This window comes from Acinetobacter guillouiae CIP 63.46, from assembly GCF_000368145.1.
Lineage (GTDB): Bacteria > Pseudomonadota > Gammaproteobacteria > Pseudomonadales > Moraxellaceae > Acinetobacter > Acinetobacter guillouiae.
Genome location: NZ_KB849283.1, coordinates 2,123,755 through 2,141,704, shown reverse-complemented (window position 1 = coordinate 2,141,704; position 17,950 = coordinate 2,123,755). Strand labels below are relative to the sequence as shown.

General features: G+C 35.9%; 19 protein-coding genes and 1 pseudogene. 12 read left to right on the top strand and 8 right to left on the bottom strand.

Going from position 1 to position 17,950, the window contains the following annotated elements; all coding sequences use genetic code 11:
* The first annotated feature begins 6 nt into the window (after window positions 1-6).
* From F981_RS15050 to F981_RS15040, 3 genes are all read left to right on the top strand, one after another.
* On the top strand, window positions 7-477 hold the full coding sequence (locus F981_RS15050; RefSeq protein ID WP_004722977.1) for a hypothetical protein: 471 nt from the start codon (window positions 7-9) through the stop codon (window positions 475-477).
* Between the two features lie 207 nt (window positions 478-684).
* Window positions 685-1,575 (top strand): hypothetical protein, encoded by an 891-nt coding sequence (locus F981_RS15045; protein ID WP_016539232.1) that lies wholly within the window; start codon window positions 685-687, stop codon window positions 1,573-1,575.
* 433 nt (window positions 1,576-2,008) lie between these two features.
* Complete coding sequence (locus F981_RS15040; RefSeq protein WP_004722974.1) at window positions 2,009-3,193, top strand: PQQ-dependent sugar dehydrogenase; 1,185 nt, start codon at window positions 2,009-2,011, stop codon at window positions 3,191-3,193.
* A gap of 249 nt (window positions 3,194-3,442) precedes the next feature.
* Here the strand turns inward: F981_RS15040 and ygfZ are convergent, their stop codons facing one another.
* Window positions 3,443-4,165: a CAF17-like 4Fe-4S cluster assembly/insertion protein YgfZ gene (ygfZ, locus tag F981_RS15035; protein WP_004722973.1), complete on the bottom strand. Its 723-nt coding sequence runs from the start codon at window positions 4,163-4,165 to the stop codon at window positions 3,443-3,445.
* A gap of 238 nt (window positions 4,166-4,403) precedes the next feature.
* Between ygfZ and acnD the strand changes: the two genes are divergently transcribed.
* From acnD to F981_RS15005, 8 genes are all read left to right on the top strand, one after another.
* Window positions 4,404-7,010 (top strand): Fe/S-dependent 2-methylisocitrate dehydratase AcnD, encoded by a 2,607-nt coding sequence (acnD, locus tag F981_RS15030; protein ID WP_004722971.1) that lies wholly within the window; start codon window positions 4,404-4,406, stop codon window positions 7,008-7,010.
* A 149-nt stretch (window positions 7,011-7,159) separates the two neighbouring features.
* Entirely contained in the window at window positions 7,160-7,312 is a 153-nt protein-coding gene (locus F981_RS23945; RefSeq protein WP_004722970.1) for a hypothetical protein, read from the top strand.
* 169 nt (window positions 7,313-7,481) lie between these two features.
* Complete coding sequence (locus F981_RS23380) at window positions 7,482-7,616, top strand: zinc ribbon-containing protein (protein WP_004722968.1); 135 nt, start codon at window positions 7,482-7,484, stop codon at window positions 7,614-7,616.
* A gap of 126 nt (window positions 7,617-7,742) precedes the next feature.
* Window positions 7,743-8,318: a DUF4126 domain-containing protein gene (locus F981_RS15025; protein WP_004722967.1), complete on the top strand. Its 576-nt coding sequence runs from the start codon at window positions 7,743-7,745 to the stop codon at window positions 8,316-8,318.
* Window positions 8,319-8,609: 291 nt separating this feature from the next.
* Window positions 8,610-8,813 (top strand): hypothetical protein, encoded by a 204-nt coding sequence (locus F981_RS15020; RefSeq protein ID WP_004722965.1) that lies wholly within the window; start codon window positions 8,610-8,612, stop codon window positions 8,811-8,813.
* 392 nt (window positions 8,814-9,205) lie between these two features.
* Entirely contained in the window at window positions 9,206-9,655 is a 450-nt protein-coding gene (locus F981_RS15015; RefSeq protein WP_004722963.1) for a hypothetical protein, read from the top strand.
* Window positions 9,656-9,904: 249 nt separating this feature from the next.
* On the top strand, window positions 9,905-10,372 hold the full coding sequence (locus F981_RS15010) for a hypothetical protein (RefSeq protein ID WP_004722961.1): 468 nt from the start codon (window positions 9,905-9,907) through the stop codon (window positions 10,370-10,372).
* 692 nt (window positions 10,373-11,064) lie between these two features.
* Complete coding sequence (locus F981_RS15005) at window positions 11,065-11,913, top strand: GGDEF domain-containing protein (protein WP_004722958.1); 849 nt, start codon at window positions 11,065-11,067, stop codon at window positions 11,911-11,913.
* A gap of 589 nt (window positions 11,914-12,502) precedes the next feature.
* Here F981_RS15005 and F981_RS15000 read toward each other — a convergent pair.
* The 5 genes from F981_RS15000 to F981_RS14980 all read right to left on the bottom strand — a co-directional run bounded on the left by F981_RS15000 (window position 12,503) and on the right by F981_RS14980 (window position 16,275).
* Window positions 12,503-13,036: a GTP-binding protein gene (locus F981_RS15000; RefSeq protein WP_004722957.1), complete on the bottom strand. Its 534-nt coding sequence runs from the start codon at window positions 13,034-13,036 to the stop codon at window positions 12,503-12,505.
* Between the two features lie 14 nt (window positions 13,037-13,050).
* Window positions 13,051-14,022 (bottom strand): hypothetical protein, encoded by a 972-nt coding sequence (locus tag F981_RS14995; RefSeq protein ID WP_004722954.1) that lies wholly within the window; start codon window positions 14,020-14,022, stop codon window positions 13,051-13,053.
* 457 nt (window positions 14,023-14,479) lie between these two features.
* Entirely contained in the window at window positions 14,480-15,139 is a 660-nt protein-coding gene (locus tag F981_RS14990) for a hypothetical protein (RefSeq protein WP_004722951.1), read from the bottom strand.
* Window positions 15,140-15,154: 15 nt separating this feature from the next.
* The gene (locus F981_RS14985; protein ID WP_004722950.1) at window positions 15,155-15,595 is read right to left on the bottom strand and encodes a ClpXP protease specificity-enhancing factor; all 441 of its coding nucleotides are present in this window, start codon (window positions 15,593-15,595) and stop codon (window positions 15,155-15,157) included.
* Window positions 15,596-15,621: 26 nt separating this feature from the next.
* Window positions 15,622-16,275, bottom strand: a complete 654-nt coding sequence (locus tag F981_RS14980) for a glutathione S-transferase N-terminal domain-containing protein (RefSeq protein ID WP_004722947.1) — start codon at window positions 16,273-16,275, stop codon at window positions 15,622-15,624.
* 170 nt (window positions 16,276-16,445) lie between these two features.
* Between F981_RS14980 and F981_RS14975 the strand changes: the two are divergent.
* A pseudogene (locus F981_RS14975) lies at window positions 16,446-16,754 on the top strand (hypothetical protein); the annotation flags it as partial.
* Window positions 16,755-16,932: 178 nt separating this feature from the next.
* Here the strand turns inward: F981_RS14975 and rpsI are convergent.
* Window positions 16,933-17,319 (bottom strand): 30S ribosomal protein S9, encoded by a 387-nt coding sequence (gene rpsI, locus F981_RS14970; RefSeq protein WP_004647927.1) that lies wholly within the window; start codon window positions 17,317-17,319, stop codon window positions 16,933-16,935.
* 12 nt (window positions 17,320-17,331) lie between these two features.
* Complete coding sequence (rplM, locus tag F981_RS14965; RefSeq protein WP_004722943.1) at window positions 17,332-17,760, bottom strand: 50S ribosomal protein L13; 429 nt, start codon at window positions 17,758-17,760, stop codon at window positions 17,332-17,334.
* Window positions 17,761-17,950: the final 190 nt, after the last annotated feature.

The following is a 17,950-nucleotide window of genomic DNA, read 5'->3' as shown; positions in this document are numbered from 1 at the left end:
TATTTAATGAAATTTTTATTCACAATCATTTCCTTATCTTTATTTTCTACAAGTTGTATAGCTCAAGGTAATATTCAACATCAATATACTGGTTATGAGATTAATAATAATTTTAAAGTAATACAAAACTTTATTACTGACTATGAGGTAGAGGATGGGGGGGCTGTTCTGGACAATAAAGTAAGTATATATAAACTTAATGAAAATCAGTGTGTAATTGTTGCCAAAGTTGATGGTGATTCTGGTGGTTATGGCGGTGAGGATATTTTATATTTTTATGACTCTAAATTTTTATCAGGTTATAGTCTGAACTATAGTTACACATTTCTAAATAATGAGGGTACAAAAAAATTAAATAAGCCAAACTATATGGAAATTATAAATAATGGTGAGAATACAATATCTTTAAGAGCAGACTTTATAAAGTATCTAAAGGGATTTAATAAAAACACAATAAGTAAATGTCGCCATCATTAAAATGGTGTAAAATTAATCCGATATATAATAAATGAAAAAATTGGTTATTATTTTAAGCTATACAAATTTGTTGTTCAGTGCTTGCTACGCAAGCAACATTTCTCAACAGACTTTAAATAAAACAACTAAGGTTTTAGAAAAAATTGGTTTAAATGCATTTATATGGTTTGCTTTACCACATTGACCTAGAAGAAATATATGGAAAAAATGAGTTTAAAAAAAACAGACCAAAATATTGATCAATTGTCAGAAAGGCTTTTTATCATTGAAGGTGAAGTAAGTGATTTACTGATCAGTGAAACTATGCGGAACTTAAATATCAATACGCAAAGTAGCATAGGGCCAATTGCGATTGGTTCAGCTTTGGTTAGGCAAATGGAGCATGCTGTTTTAGCAAGCTTTATTTCCATTAGAATGAGGCGAAAAATTATAAAAAGAAGAATAAGAACTAGAATTTTCGGAATGAAAAACCTCCTACAAATTGTTTTATTTATAATAGGCTCTGTTTACACACAAGTGAGTTTAGCTAATACAAAGTATGTTCATGATGAAAAGGATCGCCAATGTTTATATATAAATAGTAATCAAAAAATTTTGTTAGCTGGTATGAATGAAAAAACCTATTTCTTCTTTCCTTGTAATAAAATTATATCAACATACGATATTAATTTTTCAAAAGGGACTTACTTAATATCAGAACTTTTATTGGCTACTTCCCCTCAAGTTGATCAAAAATACATTAGAGCTATTAAGAGTGCTGATAATAAACTCTACGATGATACAAATTTTTCATATTTGCTTTCTACTTGCATATCATTAACTAAAACTAGAAATCATAAATTGGTGAAATATCTTATTGATAAAAAAGAAAATTTAGAAAAAACATGTGACATTGATAATAGTCTTTTGTTAATCAATCAAAAAGTATTTTTATATGACAAGGTGGGAAATGATTTTAAAATGGGAAAGGCTTATCTAGTTAAAAATGACAAAGTCCAAGTTAAGGATTATTTTTTTAAAAAGAATGAGTTATGGCTGTATGTTGATTACAATAATTCTGTAAAAAAATGGATTCCAAGTAAGTCAGTGAATTTATAAAGGATCCTATACCTATTACTTAAAAGATTATGGCTGTAAAGACATGAATAAATTATTCCATGGGTTTTGATATCTATTAAAAATTAGTGAACTGTTCAATTGGGCTATAAAAATGGTTTAAGCGCTTGGATGAGCCCTCTACCGATGTATTGATGGTGGTTAGGGCTTTCTAAAGTAATAATTTTTGATGTTGTCATTGTTTATTTTCTTAGTTGTGTTTTTTGATGCGCTGTGTGCCATAAAACGAGAGTGAATGCATTAATCCACTGCAACAATACTTTCGGCGCTTGGCTAAAAACAATATAAGATAATGGCTTGTATCTGGATGGTCTTTGTATTTTTCTAGCAAAATTATTTGACTATATACTCGTGCTTCAAGTTATATAATATAAAAAGGAAGGCTGTTTTTGCTAAGATTAATCGAGACGTATCTATGATGAAAGTACTGTTAATCTTATTCATAAGTTTAGTTTGTTCAATGGGGATTTTAGCCCAACAGCCAAATCTTGTGCCTCATCAAGTAAACTTAAAAAATGGGAAGCGCTTTTCTTTAAATCTTCCAGCAAATTACGAAATTATTCCAGCGGCTGAGGGCTTAAAGCGAGTTCGTTATTTTAGCAAAGCTCCTGATGGCAGAATGTTTGTAACAGATATGCACGATTTGACTGATAATAAAAAAGGCATCGTTTATATTTTGGATGAATGGAACTCTGAAACGGGAAAATTCGGCAAAATTATTCCTTATATGACGGGGCTGAAGAACCCTAATTCAGTTCAATTTTATACAGATTCTTCAGGACAAGATTGGTTGTATTTAGCGGAAACTAATCAACTGACCCGACGAAAATTTACCAAAGGTGAAATTAAACCAACCGATAAAGCCGAAGTTTTAGTGACTTTTCCTGACTATGGTTTAAGTTATAAATATGGTGGTTGGCATCTAACGCGAACAATTGCTGTGGGTGGGAACGGGAAAATTTATGTTTCAGTCGGCTCAAGCTGCAATGCTTGTACCGAGAAAGAAAAAGTTCGGGCAACAGTATTAGAAATGAATCCCGATGGTTCGCAACAAAAGATTTTTGCTACAGGTTTACGCAATGCAGTCGGTTTGAAATGGGTTGGTAATTTTTTATTTGCCACCAATCAAGGTGTGGATCATTTGGGTAAAAATAAGCCTGATGAAACTTTTTATGCACTCAAACGTGATGCAGATTATGGCTGGGCTTCATGTTATTCGTCGAATGGAAAAATTTTGGCAGATCCAAAATTTAAACGTCCGTCAGGTTGCAAAAATGTATTGCCTCCTTATGCCTATTTCCCTGCGCATTCATCTGCACTTGGCTTTGATTATTTTGATCATCTCAATACAGATGACACCATCAAAAATTCTTTTTTAGTTGCTTTACATGGTTCTACCGATGCCACAATTGGTCATGGTTATAAAATTGTCATTATGCGTAAAGGGCAAAAACTACAGACATTTATGGATGGTTTTTTAGTGGGCAAAAATGTCTATGGTCGCCCTTGTGATATTTATCGAGTAGATGAAAATTCATTTTATTTCTCTGATGATAAAGGCGGTGTGATTTATTATGTGAGGCAGAAAGAATCTTCCTAAATTTTGAACTTTTCTAAAATTTTAGGAGTTAGTAAAAAGAGCATGGCTAAGAATACAAAATTCAGGTGAAAGTAAAAATATAAATTGTCGATAAATCTTTGGAAGCAGTATTAGATCAGCAAGTATTTATCTATGAAAATAAAGCTAACCAATTGCTATTGTTAAAGTTGTTGTGATTGACTCAATCATTTTATTCTCTTAATAAACCTACAAGGTTGTAGGTTTATTATTGTAGACAATTTTGAGAAATTACTGCGGTCTCGCCACATCACCACTTAAGCTTTCAGGTAATGCTAAAACAGTCACGTCTAACTCTTCTAAAGCGTCAGGGCGGGCAACCACAAGCGCAATATAACCATTTTTAAATGCTGCACTGTTTACCACTTGAACACCTTTATTCAATTGTTCAGCCTGAGTAGGGGCAGGACCTGTACCTTGAATGACATGTAACCATGCTTTTGGTTTTGCCTTAAACCAGAGGCGTGCAATCACTTCCTGACCAAGGTAACAGCCTTTGTCATAATTGATTCCTTCGCGTTGGTGTAAGCGTAATTCTTGTGGTTGAAATACATGTTCAATTGCTTGATTTATATAAGCCTGACCAGTTTGAATTGCAGCAATTTCCCATGCTGAAATATCGGTTTGTGTCGTTGAAAAATCTGTCGTTGAGCCGTTCAATGTTGGAAAAACTTGTCCAGTTTCTTCAAGCTTCATTTTAGAAAAAGCGCCGTATTTTTTAATATGTTTAGCAAATTCTTCGGCTTGATCTTGAGTCGTAACAATCTCTAAATGTTCAGGATTAATTTTTTTAAGCCATAAGCCAAAATGGATACGACCTTTAAGATCACAAATCGCAGTGTATTGGGTGATATTTTCAGCCAAAGCTTCAACGTTTACAGTCACTTGACCTTGTAGAAATTTGATTGCATCAACACCAATCAAGGTAAATGAGGAGAAAGCTAGATCGCTCATGAATTGCTCGCTTATCTTAAATCTAATACTAAAGAATTAATCTTATTTTCCGCTATTTTTCAAAAAAAAGCAGTTTTAGTGCAAATATTTTAATGAAGTTGTTACTAAATATTTCCAAAACCCCTGTTTTTATATCTAAGCTTATGAAATATAAACGATTTGGGAAATGGGTTTTCGACAGTGTACTATGCCAATCATTAGACACGCAGTACAAAATGATGCAAGAGGCACAAAACTAATGAATAACAACTATCGTAAACCACTGCAAGGTACCCAGCTCGAATACTTCGATGTGCGTCAAGCCGTAGAAGATATCCAGCAAGGCGCATATGCAAAACTTCCATACACATCAAAAGTATTGGCTGAACAGCTGGTACGCCGTTGTGATCCAGCCATTCTCGAACAGTCTTTAAAAGAACTGATTAATCGTAAACAAGACCATGATTTTCCTTGGTATCCAGCACGTGTAGTATGTCACGACATCCTTGGACAAACAGCATTAGTCGACCTTGCAGGTTTGCGTGATGCGATTGCAGATCAAGGCGGTGACCCTGCTAAAGTTAACCCTGTTGTACCAACGCAGTTGATCGTTGACCACTCTCTAGCAGTGGAATACGGTGGCTTTGACCCAGATGCATTTGAAAAAAACCGTGCTGTAGAAGACCGTCGTAATGAAGATCGTTTTCACTTTATTGAATGGACCAAAACAGCATTTGAAAATGTCGATGTGATCCCAGCAGGCAACGGCATCATGCACCAAATTAACTTGGAGAAAATGTCTCCAGTGATTCAAAACCGTGAAGGTATCGCATTTCCAGATACTTGTGTCGGTACAGATTCACATACACCACATACAGATGCGTTGGGTGTAATTTCTATTGGTGTTGGTGGTTTGGAAGCTGAAAATGTCATGCTGGGTCGTGCATCTTGGATGCGCCTTCCAGACATTATCGGTGTGGAATTGGTGGGACAGCGCAAAGCTGGCATCACTGCCACAGATATCGTTTTAGCACTTACAGAATTCTTGCGTAAAGAACGTGTAGTGGGTGCATATTTAGAATTCTTTGGTGAAGGTGCGGACAGTATGTCTGTAGGAGATCGTGCAACGATTTCCAATATGACTCCAGAATATGGTGCAACTGCGGCAATGTTCTATATCGACCAGAACACCATTGATTATTTAACCTTGACTGGTCGTGAATCAGACCAAATCAAATTGGTAGAAAGTTATGCCAAAGAAATTGGTCTTTGGGCATCGGATATGCAACAAGCAGAATATCCTCGGGTACTTCGTTTCGATCTTTCAACGGTAACACGTAATATTGCAGGTCCATCAAACCCACATGCACGTGTATCAACAGCAGATTTAAAAGAGAAAGGCATTGCAGGCGTAGTTGAAAACCGTACTGATGGTTTAATGCCTGATGGTGCAATCATTATTGCCGCGATTACCTCTTGTACCAATACCTCTAACCCTCGTAATACAGTTGCCGCGGGTTTGTTGGCACGTAAAGCAAATGAATTGGGATTAGTACGTAAACCTTGGGTGAAATCATCATTTGCACCAGGCTCTAAAGCTGCTGCACTTTATCTTGAAGAAGCTGGCGTACTTGAGGATTTAGAAAAGCTTGGTTTTGGTATCGTGGCCTATGCATGTACGACGTGTAACGGTATGTCTGGTGCTTTAGATCCAAAGATTCAGCAAGAAATTATTGACCGTGATTTGTATGCGACTGCGGTACTTTCAGGTAACCGTAACTTTGATGGTCGTATCCATCCTTATGCAAAACAAGCATTCTTGGCTTCACCACCATTGGTGGTGGCTTATGCAATTGCAGGCACAATTCGTTTTGATATTGAAACGGATTCATTGGGTAATGACAAAGACGGTAATCCAGTTTACCTAAAAGATGTTTGGCCATCGGATGCTGAAATTGATGCATTGGTTAAACAATCTGTAAAACCTGAACAGTTCCGTAAAGTGTATATCCCGATGTTTGATTTGGGTGTGACAGAAAAATCAGAAAGCCCGTTATACGATTGGCGTCCGCAAAGTACTTATATTCGCCGTCCGCCGTATTGGGAAGGGGCTTTGGCTGCACCACGTACATTGTCAAATATGCGTCCACTTGCAATCTTACCTGACAACATTACCACGGATCATTTATCACCATCGAATGCAATTATGATGGATTCGGCAGCGGGTGAATATCTGCATAAAATGGGCGTACCTGAAGAAGACTTTAACTCCTATGCAACGCATCGTGGTGACCATTTGACCGCGCAACGTGCAACTTTTGCCAACCCAAAACTGTTTAATGAAATGGTGGTTCGTTCTGACGGTACCATCAAGCAAGGTTCTAAAGCGCGTGTTGAGCCAGAAGGCGAAGTGATGCGTATGTGGGAAGCAATTGAGATTTATATGAATCGTAAGCAACCACTGATCATCATTGCTGGTAAGGATTATGGTCAAGGCTCTAGCCGTGACTGGGCTGCGAAAGGTGTTCGCCTTGCTGGGGTTGAAGCGATTGTGGCTGAGGGCTTTGAACGTATCCACCGTACTAACCTTGTTGGTATGGGGGTGTTACCACTTGAGTTTAAAGCTGGTACTGACCGTAAAACCTTAAAGCTTGATGGTACTGAGCTGTATAGTGTGATTGGTAATATTGCACCACGTACAGACTTAACTTTGGTGATTGAGCGTGCCACGGTTGATGGTAAGAATGAAGTGATTGAAGTTCCTGTAACTTGTCGTTTGGATACTGAAGAAGAAGTGCATGTGTATGAAGCGGGTGGGGTATTACAACGCTTTGCACAGGATTTCTTGGAAGGGCAAGTGGCTTGATGAGTTCCGTTCTTTAAATCCTCCCCCAACCCTCCTTTGAAAAAGGGGGGGCTGCTCTTTTAAAAAGAAGATTAATTGAGGATTAAAAGTAATTGATAGTGTTGTAAAAAAGCCCTACTGTTAAGTGGGGTTTTTATTTGGGGAATAAAATGTCTTTATTACGAAAAACTCAAAGTGATACGGTAAATTCTGATGAATCAATCACAGCTGAGCGCCTTTTAAATGTATTGTCACAGATGCCTGATGATTTTTATGAGGAAGAAAGAACAGATGAGCCATCTCAAGAAAGAGAAGAGCTTTAAATGGTTTACGATACTTAATGATTAAGCAGTAGCTCTCAAAACAATAAATTTCTCTCTTGAAATCATTTCTTGCAAAAATGACACCATCATTTTTGGAAATAGACAGTAGACATACATCAAAATATGGTTATACTTTATTCACCATTTCTAAAACCTATGGAGAGCAAAAATGGTTACTGCTGGCGAAAAACCCGGAACAGGCTTCTATTTTTGTGTCCAATGCGGACATCGCACTTACTTAGAAATTGGTACAGATCGTTTACCCCAGTGTACCAAATGCCTTGGCAATCAATTTAAAAAATAAGATTGCTAAGCCGCACAGATAAAACAGATACTCCCTGTTTTAAGCAAAAGCCCTATCCAGTGATAGGGCTTTTTGTTAATTTAATAATAGTTGAAAAGATAACGAGAAAAAGGCAGATAAATCATTATGGAAACAATCCTGAGTCTATGTATTGGCATTGGTTTAAGTGCCGCCTGCGGTTTTCGTGTATTTGTACCGTTATTGGTGATGAGTGTTGCATCACTGATGGGCTGGTTTGAGCCAATGAAAGGTTTTGAGTGGTTAGCGATACCATCGGTATGTATTGGCTTAGCTGTCGCAACCATTTGTGAAATTGGTGCGTACTATATTCCTTGGGTCGACAATGCTTTAGATACTATTGCCACGCCAGCAGCGATGGTGGCTGGAACATTGACCACCATGGCGGTCAGTACAGGTGAAATGTCACAGTTTGCAAGCTGGGCGGCTGCGATTATCGTTGGTGGTGGTACAGCAACAGCCGTACAAATGGGCACGGTTGCGGTTCGTGGTGTATCTACTGCAACGACAGGCGGAATAGCCAATCCTTTGGTGTCTACAGGTGAGTGGATTGGGGCAATCGTGGTATCGGTATTATCACTTATCGTTCCTGTATTGGTGGTGATTGTTGGTATTATTTTGATGGCGCTAGCGGTTCGCTGGTTAAGAAAGAAAAAACAAGAAAGCGTTGTTCATCCATTGTAGTTAGTGTGTTTTAGCATTTGTGAATCAACTGTTTATCAAGATTCGAAGAGGATGATGACTCAATTCAATTGGGTTGAGTCATTAAATTGGATTAAGTGTTCGCTGTTTTTGACATAGAAAGTTGATTCACTCTAAATCGAATACAAAGACAAATTTCCCCAAACAATAAATCAATAAAAGAGAGATTGATTTTTGCACCATAAAGGCATACTTTTATTATGGGATTAATGAAAACATCATCTTTATGGATTTAATCTCAAAGTCTTTTTAAGAGTACTGGGGGAAACTTTTATGATGGACAAGTTTATTATCAATATAAATGCGCAAGCCAATGGTGTATATGAGGTACACAATGCAAGCAAAGCTTGTGAGCATTTACCTAAGGCGGAAAATCAAAATCTACTGGGATTTTTTGCGACAAGTGAGCTGGCAATTAAACGAGCAAAGATGAATTGGCCTCGTGAAAAAATTAAGGGATGTGTTTGCTGTTGTTAAGAAGCTCATAGCCTTTAACCATCACCAAGGTTACCTGCCGTTCCATCTTTATGTGGTGGAACTGCATAATATTAAAAGGGATAGAGCGTATACCTATTCAATTGAAATGTATATTTTAAACGTCAATTGTTTGAAGTCACGATGAAAGCTTATGCTGACTCATCATTTTAAAAATACCTTGGGGATTAAAAGTATGCTGATACTTTTTACTGTTTGATATAAAAATAGAAAAATTAATAAAAACTTCATCAATAAATAATCTGATTTTTGTGATGTGTATTTGATAAAAAGTAATAAATTTTAATGATTTAACATAAATATTTGTTTTAAAAAAAAGATATAAATGCTATTAATAGCTCATAATATAAACATCACATGGATAGGTGAGAACAATGAGAAAGTTCGAGGTCGAGATCAATTTGCCTGCGCAAGATATCGTGTCATTTGAGGCAGAGGACATTGAGCAAATTCGTGCAAAATTTTATGCGATCAATTGGCGTCGTTTATTCCTGATACAGGGACAAGTTGAAAATTCTGATATTTCCTTTGCTGTACAGGACACGGAGACAGAACTTTATTTACATATTCAGTTAAATACACACTCGAGTAAAGCAGACCCTGTTTTTCAGATCGATAGCAATATCCAACTGGTTGTTGAAAGTAAAGAATTTCTGGGGCTTTTAACGCGTAAAAAGAAATATGATGTGGTGTATAAAAACTTAAACCAATCACAAGTTTCAGAACAGCTCAGCTTATTCCTAAATGGTCAAATCGAAGAGATGACAGAACAATATCGACAATTAATGCATAAAAAAATGCTGCAAGAGCATCGTTTGGCATAACGACTAGAGAGTCGACATCTTCTATAAAAAATAAGGAAGCGTGTGCTTCCTTATTGATCTGTAAAAAAAGTAATAAACGGGCTTGATTATTTAACCAATGGATAAAATACACTTAGTACATATAAAAGTTAAATATAGTGAGCGATTATACAATTTAAACTTTAAAATCAATGACTAATTTATAAAAATTTGGTTTAAATTGCTATTAATTTCAATGAGTATTGTTACACTACAAATAGATTTTAAGGTATGCGTTATAAAATAATGAACATTTTTGAAATTCAAATTCAGTATCCTAATCACACAGATGAGCGTGAGATGGAGCATGAGAGCGATTTAGATATTGCTGAGATATTGGCGAAACTTGAAAGTATCAGTTGGCGCCGTCAACGTGTTTTACAATTACAACTGGATGGTCGAAATACTATTTTTACAGTGTTCAGCTCAGCATCAGAAGCATTTTTAAAAATTACATTAAATGCTTATGCGAAAAGTGAAGATTTTGAATTTAAGATAGAAAGCAATATCAAATTGATTTTCCCACAACGCGAATTATTTGGCTTGATGACGCGGAAAAATAAAGAAGTATTTGCAATCAAACACAGTACGCTTGAACAGGTAAAAGCCAGTTTAACCGCATTTTTAAATCAGGATACCAAAGGCTTAGAAGATATCTTGCGTGATAGTAAAGCAACTTCACTAAAAGATGCGTCTTAACTCAGCAGATTAAAGCGTGTGCCAATTGAAATAGAGTGACTAAAATGCAAATTTATAAATTAAATTTGCATTTTTTTAGAATTCATGCAATAAAAAATCATTAAGTATACTTTCTTGGAAAATTTTCTTTATTAAGTGACTTTTGAAGGAAAATTTTCCTAAAAAATAAAAAAATTAATCTATCTTAGGAAAATAATCCCGAGCCGATTTCGTTAATATTTATCTCAAGGATGTAAGGGATCGAAAAGAGTAGATTGCTACCAGTTACGTACAACGTGAGTGTAGTACTTACCCACAAGGTCTCGATTCGGCTTAGGACGCTATAAATCAAAAGTTTATAGGCAATAGGATTAAAACTTACAAAGTTTTAATAGTTGAAGTAAACCAGAGTTGTTTTCCCGCTCATCCTGAAAAATTCGATAAAAATTATACTGTACAATTCCTTTTATTTGATCTAATTAACCTAGCTACAAAGTAATTAAGAAATTATCTATAAGAAGCTAAAAATCATCATACTCAAAACTTTACTTTATTGAATATTTTAACTATAAGTGACTAATGAAGTCTGAATTTTATTATTAAAATTAATTAAAACATAGCTTTAGTTCGGTTTCGTGGTGTTGTTGTTTTTGGTTTTTTATATTCAAGCTGTTTCAAAAACTTACTGCTATTGGTCAAGGAATGATGTCTAAATGATTAAACAATTGGAGACCTATCTGTTGATGAGTTCGATGGTTGTACGTCGTATTAGTTTGCTTTTTATCATCATCATTTTAGGTGCAATTGATCTGGCGACTGGCTATGAATACTCATTTGCAGTGTTTTATCTGATTCCTGTTTCTATCGCTGCATGGTATGACAACAAGCATATCGCGATGATTGCGGTTATTTTATCGGGGATTACTTGGTTATATGCTGACTATAGTGCAGGGCACCAGTATACAAATTCGATTATCCCTTTCTGGAATGCTTGTGTAAGGCTTGGCTTCTTTAGTGTTGTGGCTTTTTTATTGTTGAGAATAAAAAATAATTTAAATGAAATGACCTTAATGGCAATGAAAGATTCTCTGACATCGCTGAATAATACTCGTGCCTTTAATTTAGAGTATCAGGCTCTAAAAAAGCGTTATTGCAAAAAAGAACATACCTTAGCTGTCGCTATTATAGATTTAGATGGCTTTAAAGCGGTAAATGATACCTATGGACATAGCAAAGGTGATGATGTTTTAGTCGAGTTCGCTCATGTATTGCAAGCTGCGACACGCCATTCTGATGTGGTTGCTCGTATGGGCGGTGATGAATTTGTAGTGATCTTACAAGATACTGATTTAAAAGGAATCGAGGACTACGCAAAACGACTTAGAAATAGTTTTTTATTTAGTGGCTTAAAGCAAAAATTCGGTATTGATTTTAGTATGGGGATTGGTATTTACAATGAATTACCTGACGATGTCGATGATGCAACGCATCAGGCAGATCTATTGATGTATCAGTCTAAAGCACAAGGGAAGTCACAAACAACAATTTATGCAATCTTATAAACAGTAGCCTTACAAACAGTAATAAGGCTAAAGATTTTATTCCTTTATGCTATCAAGTGGATTCGGTTTTATTTCTCCATTGCTTAAATAAAGGCTTTAAATATAGTTAACCTGTCAAAAAACGCATACACAAGAATATAATTTTTATTAATTAATATTTTTAATTAAATCAATTATATGTAAAAAATCAATTGTTTAATTATAAAAAAGCTTGCAATGCCATACCTTAAATTCAACGTTTAAATCCCTTTGCGTAGGCGATGCCTCACTTTTCAGAGATGAAAAGTGACAAAAATCTTCCGTTTAACAGGGCTCTTGCGCTGCAAACAAAGCAGTGCTTTATTTTTGCTCATATACCCCCGCCCAACGGCGACATCCATGTCGCCCTGCGGTAGGATAACCATCTAGGATTCAAAAGTACAAAAAATCAATTGATAACCAAAATTTCCTAAAAGTTCATACAAAACATAAGCTTATTTTCTAATCAATGACTTGATAGATATCACTTATATGAATAATTAATTGGTTTAAATATAGCGACTTTTGAGTATCCGAATACGTTTACAGTAAGCGGATACATATCAATAGTCTATAAATATTTTACTTCTAATGTGGTGATTAAGGTTTCTAAGAGCAATAACACATCGGCTTTCTTGCGTGCATCAATAAAAAACACAGGTAAATTTAAATTACGTTCCATCAACCATTGACGGTATTGGTGCGTTGGCTTATTCATATCATCATCGATATGGGTGACTCCAATCACAATGTTTTCACCATACTGTTTAAAAATATTGAGGTAATATTCAAGTTCATCTAAGGGTGTTGCTAAGCTATGATCAATCAACAAAATCGTACCAATCGCGCCTTTGCATATCACGCCCCACATAAAGTCAAAGCGACCTTGTCCTGGTGTGCCATACAGCCCAACTTTACTGCCATCATCAAGGGTTACTTCGCCATAATCGATTCCCACGGTTGTGTTTAGTTTTTTATGGCTACGATCATCGGTGTTAAATGCTTCAGTTGCTAATACAGGTACTTCTGATAATGATTTAATCGCTTCAGTTTTACCTGCCCCCATTGAACCTGCAAAAACAATTTTATACTTCTGAATAATCATCGTGTATTTATCCCTTAAAATTTAAATCGACTTTTTAATTTGTTAAAAAAGCTTTTTAAAATTCCTTTTTCTTCCGTTTGCTCAGTATCACTTGATGTTTTATCAAATAGGCTTTCTTTTGCTGAAATCAGTTCAGCGTTATGGATGGCTAAATTCGCAGCAACAAAGTGCTGCACGGTTGTGACTGGAATGTTGAGTTTGTCTGAGACGTGTTGGATCTCAGCCCCAGAAATAAAACATGCACTTAGTTGTAACAGTAATTTCTTATCCAGCTCATTGGGTTGAACCCAAAATTTGAGGCGATAATATTTATCAGCTGCAGGTACGGTAATTAAATTGGGATTTTTCCAAATCAGGTTAAATAACCAATTTTCTAAATTGAATTGTCGTTTACGAGAAACTTTTATAAAGTCCGCAGTGACTGCTGCGGTGTAGTGTATCGAGCGATCTGTTTGGTATTCTTCACGGGTAGCTTCTAGCCATGCCAGATGCGCATGATGGTCGATAATCGCAATCGTACCGAGATGATCATTTAATATAACTTTGCGGCTGTCGTGATGGAAAAGCGCTGCAAAAAAATCAATTTCTTTGATTTCAAGTTGATCATCAGCTTCATCATTTGGAATTTGGCTAAGTTCAGATTGTTCTGTTTCAGTCTTATGCAGTAATTTGATATTGACCCAGTTTTTCAGTGTAAATTCGTCATAAATCGGGATGCAGAGTAAATTATCTTCAGCACTTTCTTTATGTTCACTATGTTTTGAAATTTTTAAATAAGGAATATTTTTATTTTGGATAATATTCTGGATATTATTATTTTCAAAAAACTGCTCATTGATCAAAATACAATTTATATTTTGATCTGAAACACTTGTCCAATTTATACCAATGTTGGTTGGTAAAATTTTTCTAAGTCTTATTTTAAGATCGTCAGAGGTGGTTAAACCTAAGCCTGAAATTGCGATATTGATACATTGATTGTTCATAATATCACTTATCTAATATTAAAAAATTAAAGTGTAAACTGTTTTTTAACGGTCGTAGTTAGTTTAAGTTAACGCTAGATTTGTTCTTTTTCCAGTAAAATCATTTTTTTAATGTTTAATTGCTTGGCATTTAATCAGTATATTTATTGCATTATTATCCTCCTGTGTAAACTTTTAATTTTTTTTAACGTTTAGAGAGTTTCATGGCTTTAAATTAACATTAGTTATTATAAAAAATCTATCTTAAAGTTAAATAAATTGCTTAGTTATTTTTATCAATAAAAGCTTAACTTAATAGTAATTTGAATGTTTATTATGATTGTGCATATTTTATCATTTATAATATTATTACTGTGATTTTAATCACGTGAAATGATTAAAATTACTTAAGTATTTTTTACATGAAAAAAAGCGATCATTTCGATCGCTTTTTATAATTTTTGATTATCAGACTAAATTAAGCAAAAAGCTTCGTAGCTGCTTCAAAAAGAATATACAAAACCACAAGTGCCACCACAGGTTCTGCAATTTTAGCCCAAGTAGGATTCGCCGTTTCGGTTACTACGACTTCTTGGTGATCTGTATGAAGATCTGCTTTTTGAACATTGACCATTTGATTAAACTCCTTCATCGTTTCATCTAATGATATCTCTTCTTCAAGCACAGGTTGAGAGCCAATCAGTTCGGTTAGTTCGTTTGTTGACCAAACCCAATCTTTCGCCTGACCTGAGAGGTGCTCAATTTGCCCAATCACCAATTCTCGAAGCCCTCGCTTACCTAAACTTCCTGCTGTTTCAAGTTGCTTTAATTCAGCAAGCTGTAGTTCAAGAATTTCCGTTGTTGCTGGTTCAAGTATAGATTTATCTAAACTGGATTTATTCTGAGTAGAGGTGGTGAGGTGTCGAGAAATTTCTTGGCTGTATAACTGATCTTGCGAAAGAATTTCTTGATACAACGCATCATCATCTTTACGCCATAGCGTAATGAGTTTACCCAACGTTAAAGCATTGAGTTCTTCAATATGTGCTATACGTTGAGCAGGCTCTAATTGAGATAATAGCTGAGGCTTTTGAATCTTTATCTGCTCAGCAAAGTATTGTACGAGATCAAAAGCCATTCAGTTCTCCTTGTTCTATTCTAAAATTCTTAAACTTGGTTTTTTCTTTGGTGCCTCAGTTTTAGTTTCTACTTCTTCACTAGTATTTGATTCTAAAACATCTTCATCTATTTGCACATTGGCATATTCATCAGGATCAAAGAATAATCCTTGTCCATTTTCGCGTGCATACAAGCCTAATACTGCATTTATAGGCACATAGATATCTTTAGATGCACCACTAAATCGAGCAGAGAAAGTAATTGCTTCATTGGTCATATTTAACATATGCACAGAATGTGGTGCGATGTTCAATACAATTTGCCCATCTTGTACAAATTGTTGTGGTACATCGGTATAGGGTTTGGTTGCGTCAACAAGTAAGTATGGCGTTAAATTGTTGTCGCAAATCCATTCATATATTGCGCGTGCAAGGTATGGTCGAGTTGGGGTTAAGTTCAATTCTTGTTCAGACATTAAAAAATACTCTATTGATTTGCGATCTAGAATTTTGCCAAAAATTCACTATATCTGTTTTTCTCTTTAAAAGTCATCGACTTTAAAAAAGCAGGGCGGCTAAAAATCCGTTGGCAATATAATAAAATTGGACGAGATTGCTGTTTCGGTAATTCAATTCCCATATGTTTTAACCGTATGAAAATTGGCGCTAACATGCAATCTAAAATTGTAAAGTTTTCAGACATAAAATAAGGATAATGTTGAAAAAGTGGGGTCAGGGATACCAAAGTATCTTTTAATTGTTTTTGTGCATTCTTTTTTGCAGCTTCATTAAGTGTGTCTGGGTGGCGTAGCATAATGTCTGCAAGTTTAAGCCAATCTTGTTCAAAGCGCCAAATATACTGTCTTTGCTCTGCGCGTGGTGCTGGGGCATCCGCATAGAGTTTATTTTGTCGATAACGGTCATCTAAGTATTCAGAAATAATACTGGTATTAAACAGCTTTAAATCATTTTCAATCAGCATAGGTAGTTGATTATATGGATTTAAACTGGCTAAATCTTCATCATCTTCTTCGACAATGATTAAGGTGTGTTTAATTTGTTTTTCTGCAAGAAGAAATCTAATCCAATGTGAACGAAAGTCATCCTCGTGGCTATACAACGTAATCCCTTGTTGAGGTGCATTTTCGACAGGCATATTCCAAAAACTAAGTGAAGTGAATAGAGTAGAATACTAAAAATAGACAATAAAATCATCTTAACTTTAATAAGCTTATGGTGGGTATTGCTATCAAGTAGATAGAAAACAAGGATAAACTTATGAATTTAATAAATAAGCACAGTAAATTAGCTTTGGCATTGCTGTTGATGATGAGTATTTCAAATACATATGCAAAGAAGCAATCTGTAGATGCTCAAGTACAAGAGGCTGCTGCTGAAGCAACCGAAGCCGCTGGAGCGGAAGTGGCTGGAGCAGGGACCTTATGTAGTGCAGACGAGGCCTGTGATGTTGCATCTGCTGCTTCTGAAGATGAAATGTATGGTGGGATCAAACAAGAATATGTCGTAAAAGGTTGTAAGGTGACGATCTATAATGATGGACCTGTGAAAATGGTCAATGTAAAGACCGATAAGCCATGTAATGCACCGCTTCCGAAAGATCACAAGTTTTCTAAGGAAACTCGAACTTATCAGGAAAATGGCTGTACGATTACAGAATCAAAAGCTGCCGATGGGATTACTGACGCTGTCATGGACTGTTCTAAACGAGATAAAACAAAGTAACTTCGAATAGTTACCCCATAAAAAAACCTCGGCAAATGCCGAGGTTTTTTTATCCGATTCGGTAAACGAATTAACGTTTAGAGAATTGAGGACGTTTACGAGCTTTACGTAAACCAAGTTTCTTACGTTCAACTTCACGAGCATCACGAGTAACGAAACCAGCTTGACGAAGAGCAGGTTTTAAAGTCTCATCAGAAGCGATCAATGCACGAGTAATACCGTGACGGATAGCGCCTGCTTGACCACCGATACCACCACCAGCAACAGTGATGTAAAGGTCAAATTTTTCAGTAACTTCTAAAAGCTCAAGTGGTTGACGAACAACCATACGAGCAGTTTCACGACCGAAATACTGTTCAAGAGTGCGGTTGTTGATTACGAGTTTACCAGTACCAGCTGATAGGAAAACACGTGCAGTTGCGGTCTTACGGCGACCTGTACCATAGTTAGTAGCCATGTGCTGTATCCCTTAGATGTCCAAAACTTGTGGCTGTTGAGCAGTATGAGGATGCTCAGTACCAGCGTACACTTTCATTTTCTTGATCATCGCGTAACCAAGAGGACCTTTTGGCAACATGCCTTTTACAGCACGTTCGAAGATTTCTTCTGGTTTGTGAGCAACTAATTTTTCGAAATTAGTTTCACGAATACCACCAGGGAAACCAGTGTGGCGATAGTATTTCTTATCAAGTGATTTTTTACCAGTCACTTGTACTTGTTCAGCATTGATCACAACGATGTAGTCACCAGTGTCAACGTGAGGCGTATAAGAAGTTTTGTGTTTACCGCGTAAACGACGAGCGATTTCAGTCGCAAGGCGACCTAAAGTTTTGCCAGAAGCATCAACAACATACCAGTCGTGTTGAACTTCAGCTGGCTTAGCGCTGAGAGTTTTCATTAAACCACTACCTATTATAGTTGGTTTGGACTATGGAATCTGTCCAAACAAAAAGGAGTGCGAATTCTATCTGAAAAGAGTTAGAGTCGCAATTGAAATATTGAATTTCAAGCGCATCATTATATTGATAAACGTACCCAAAAGCAAAGCTTAGTTTGGATAAAATGTTGTAAGGTTTTCTGATTTATAT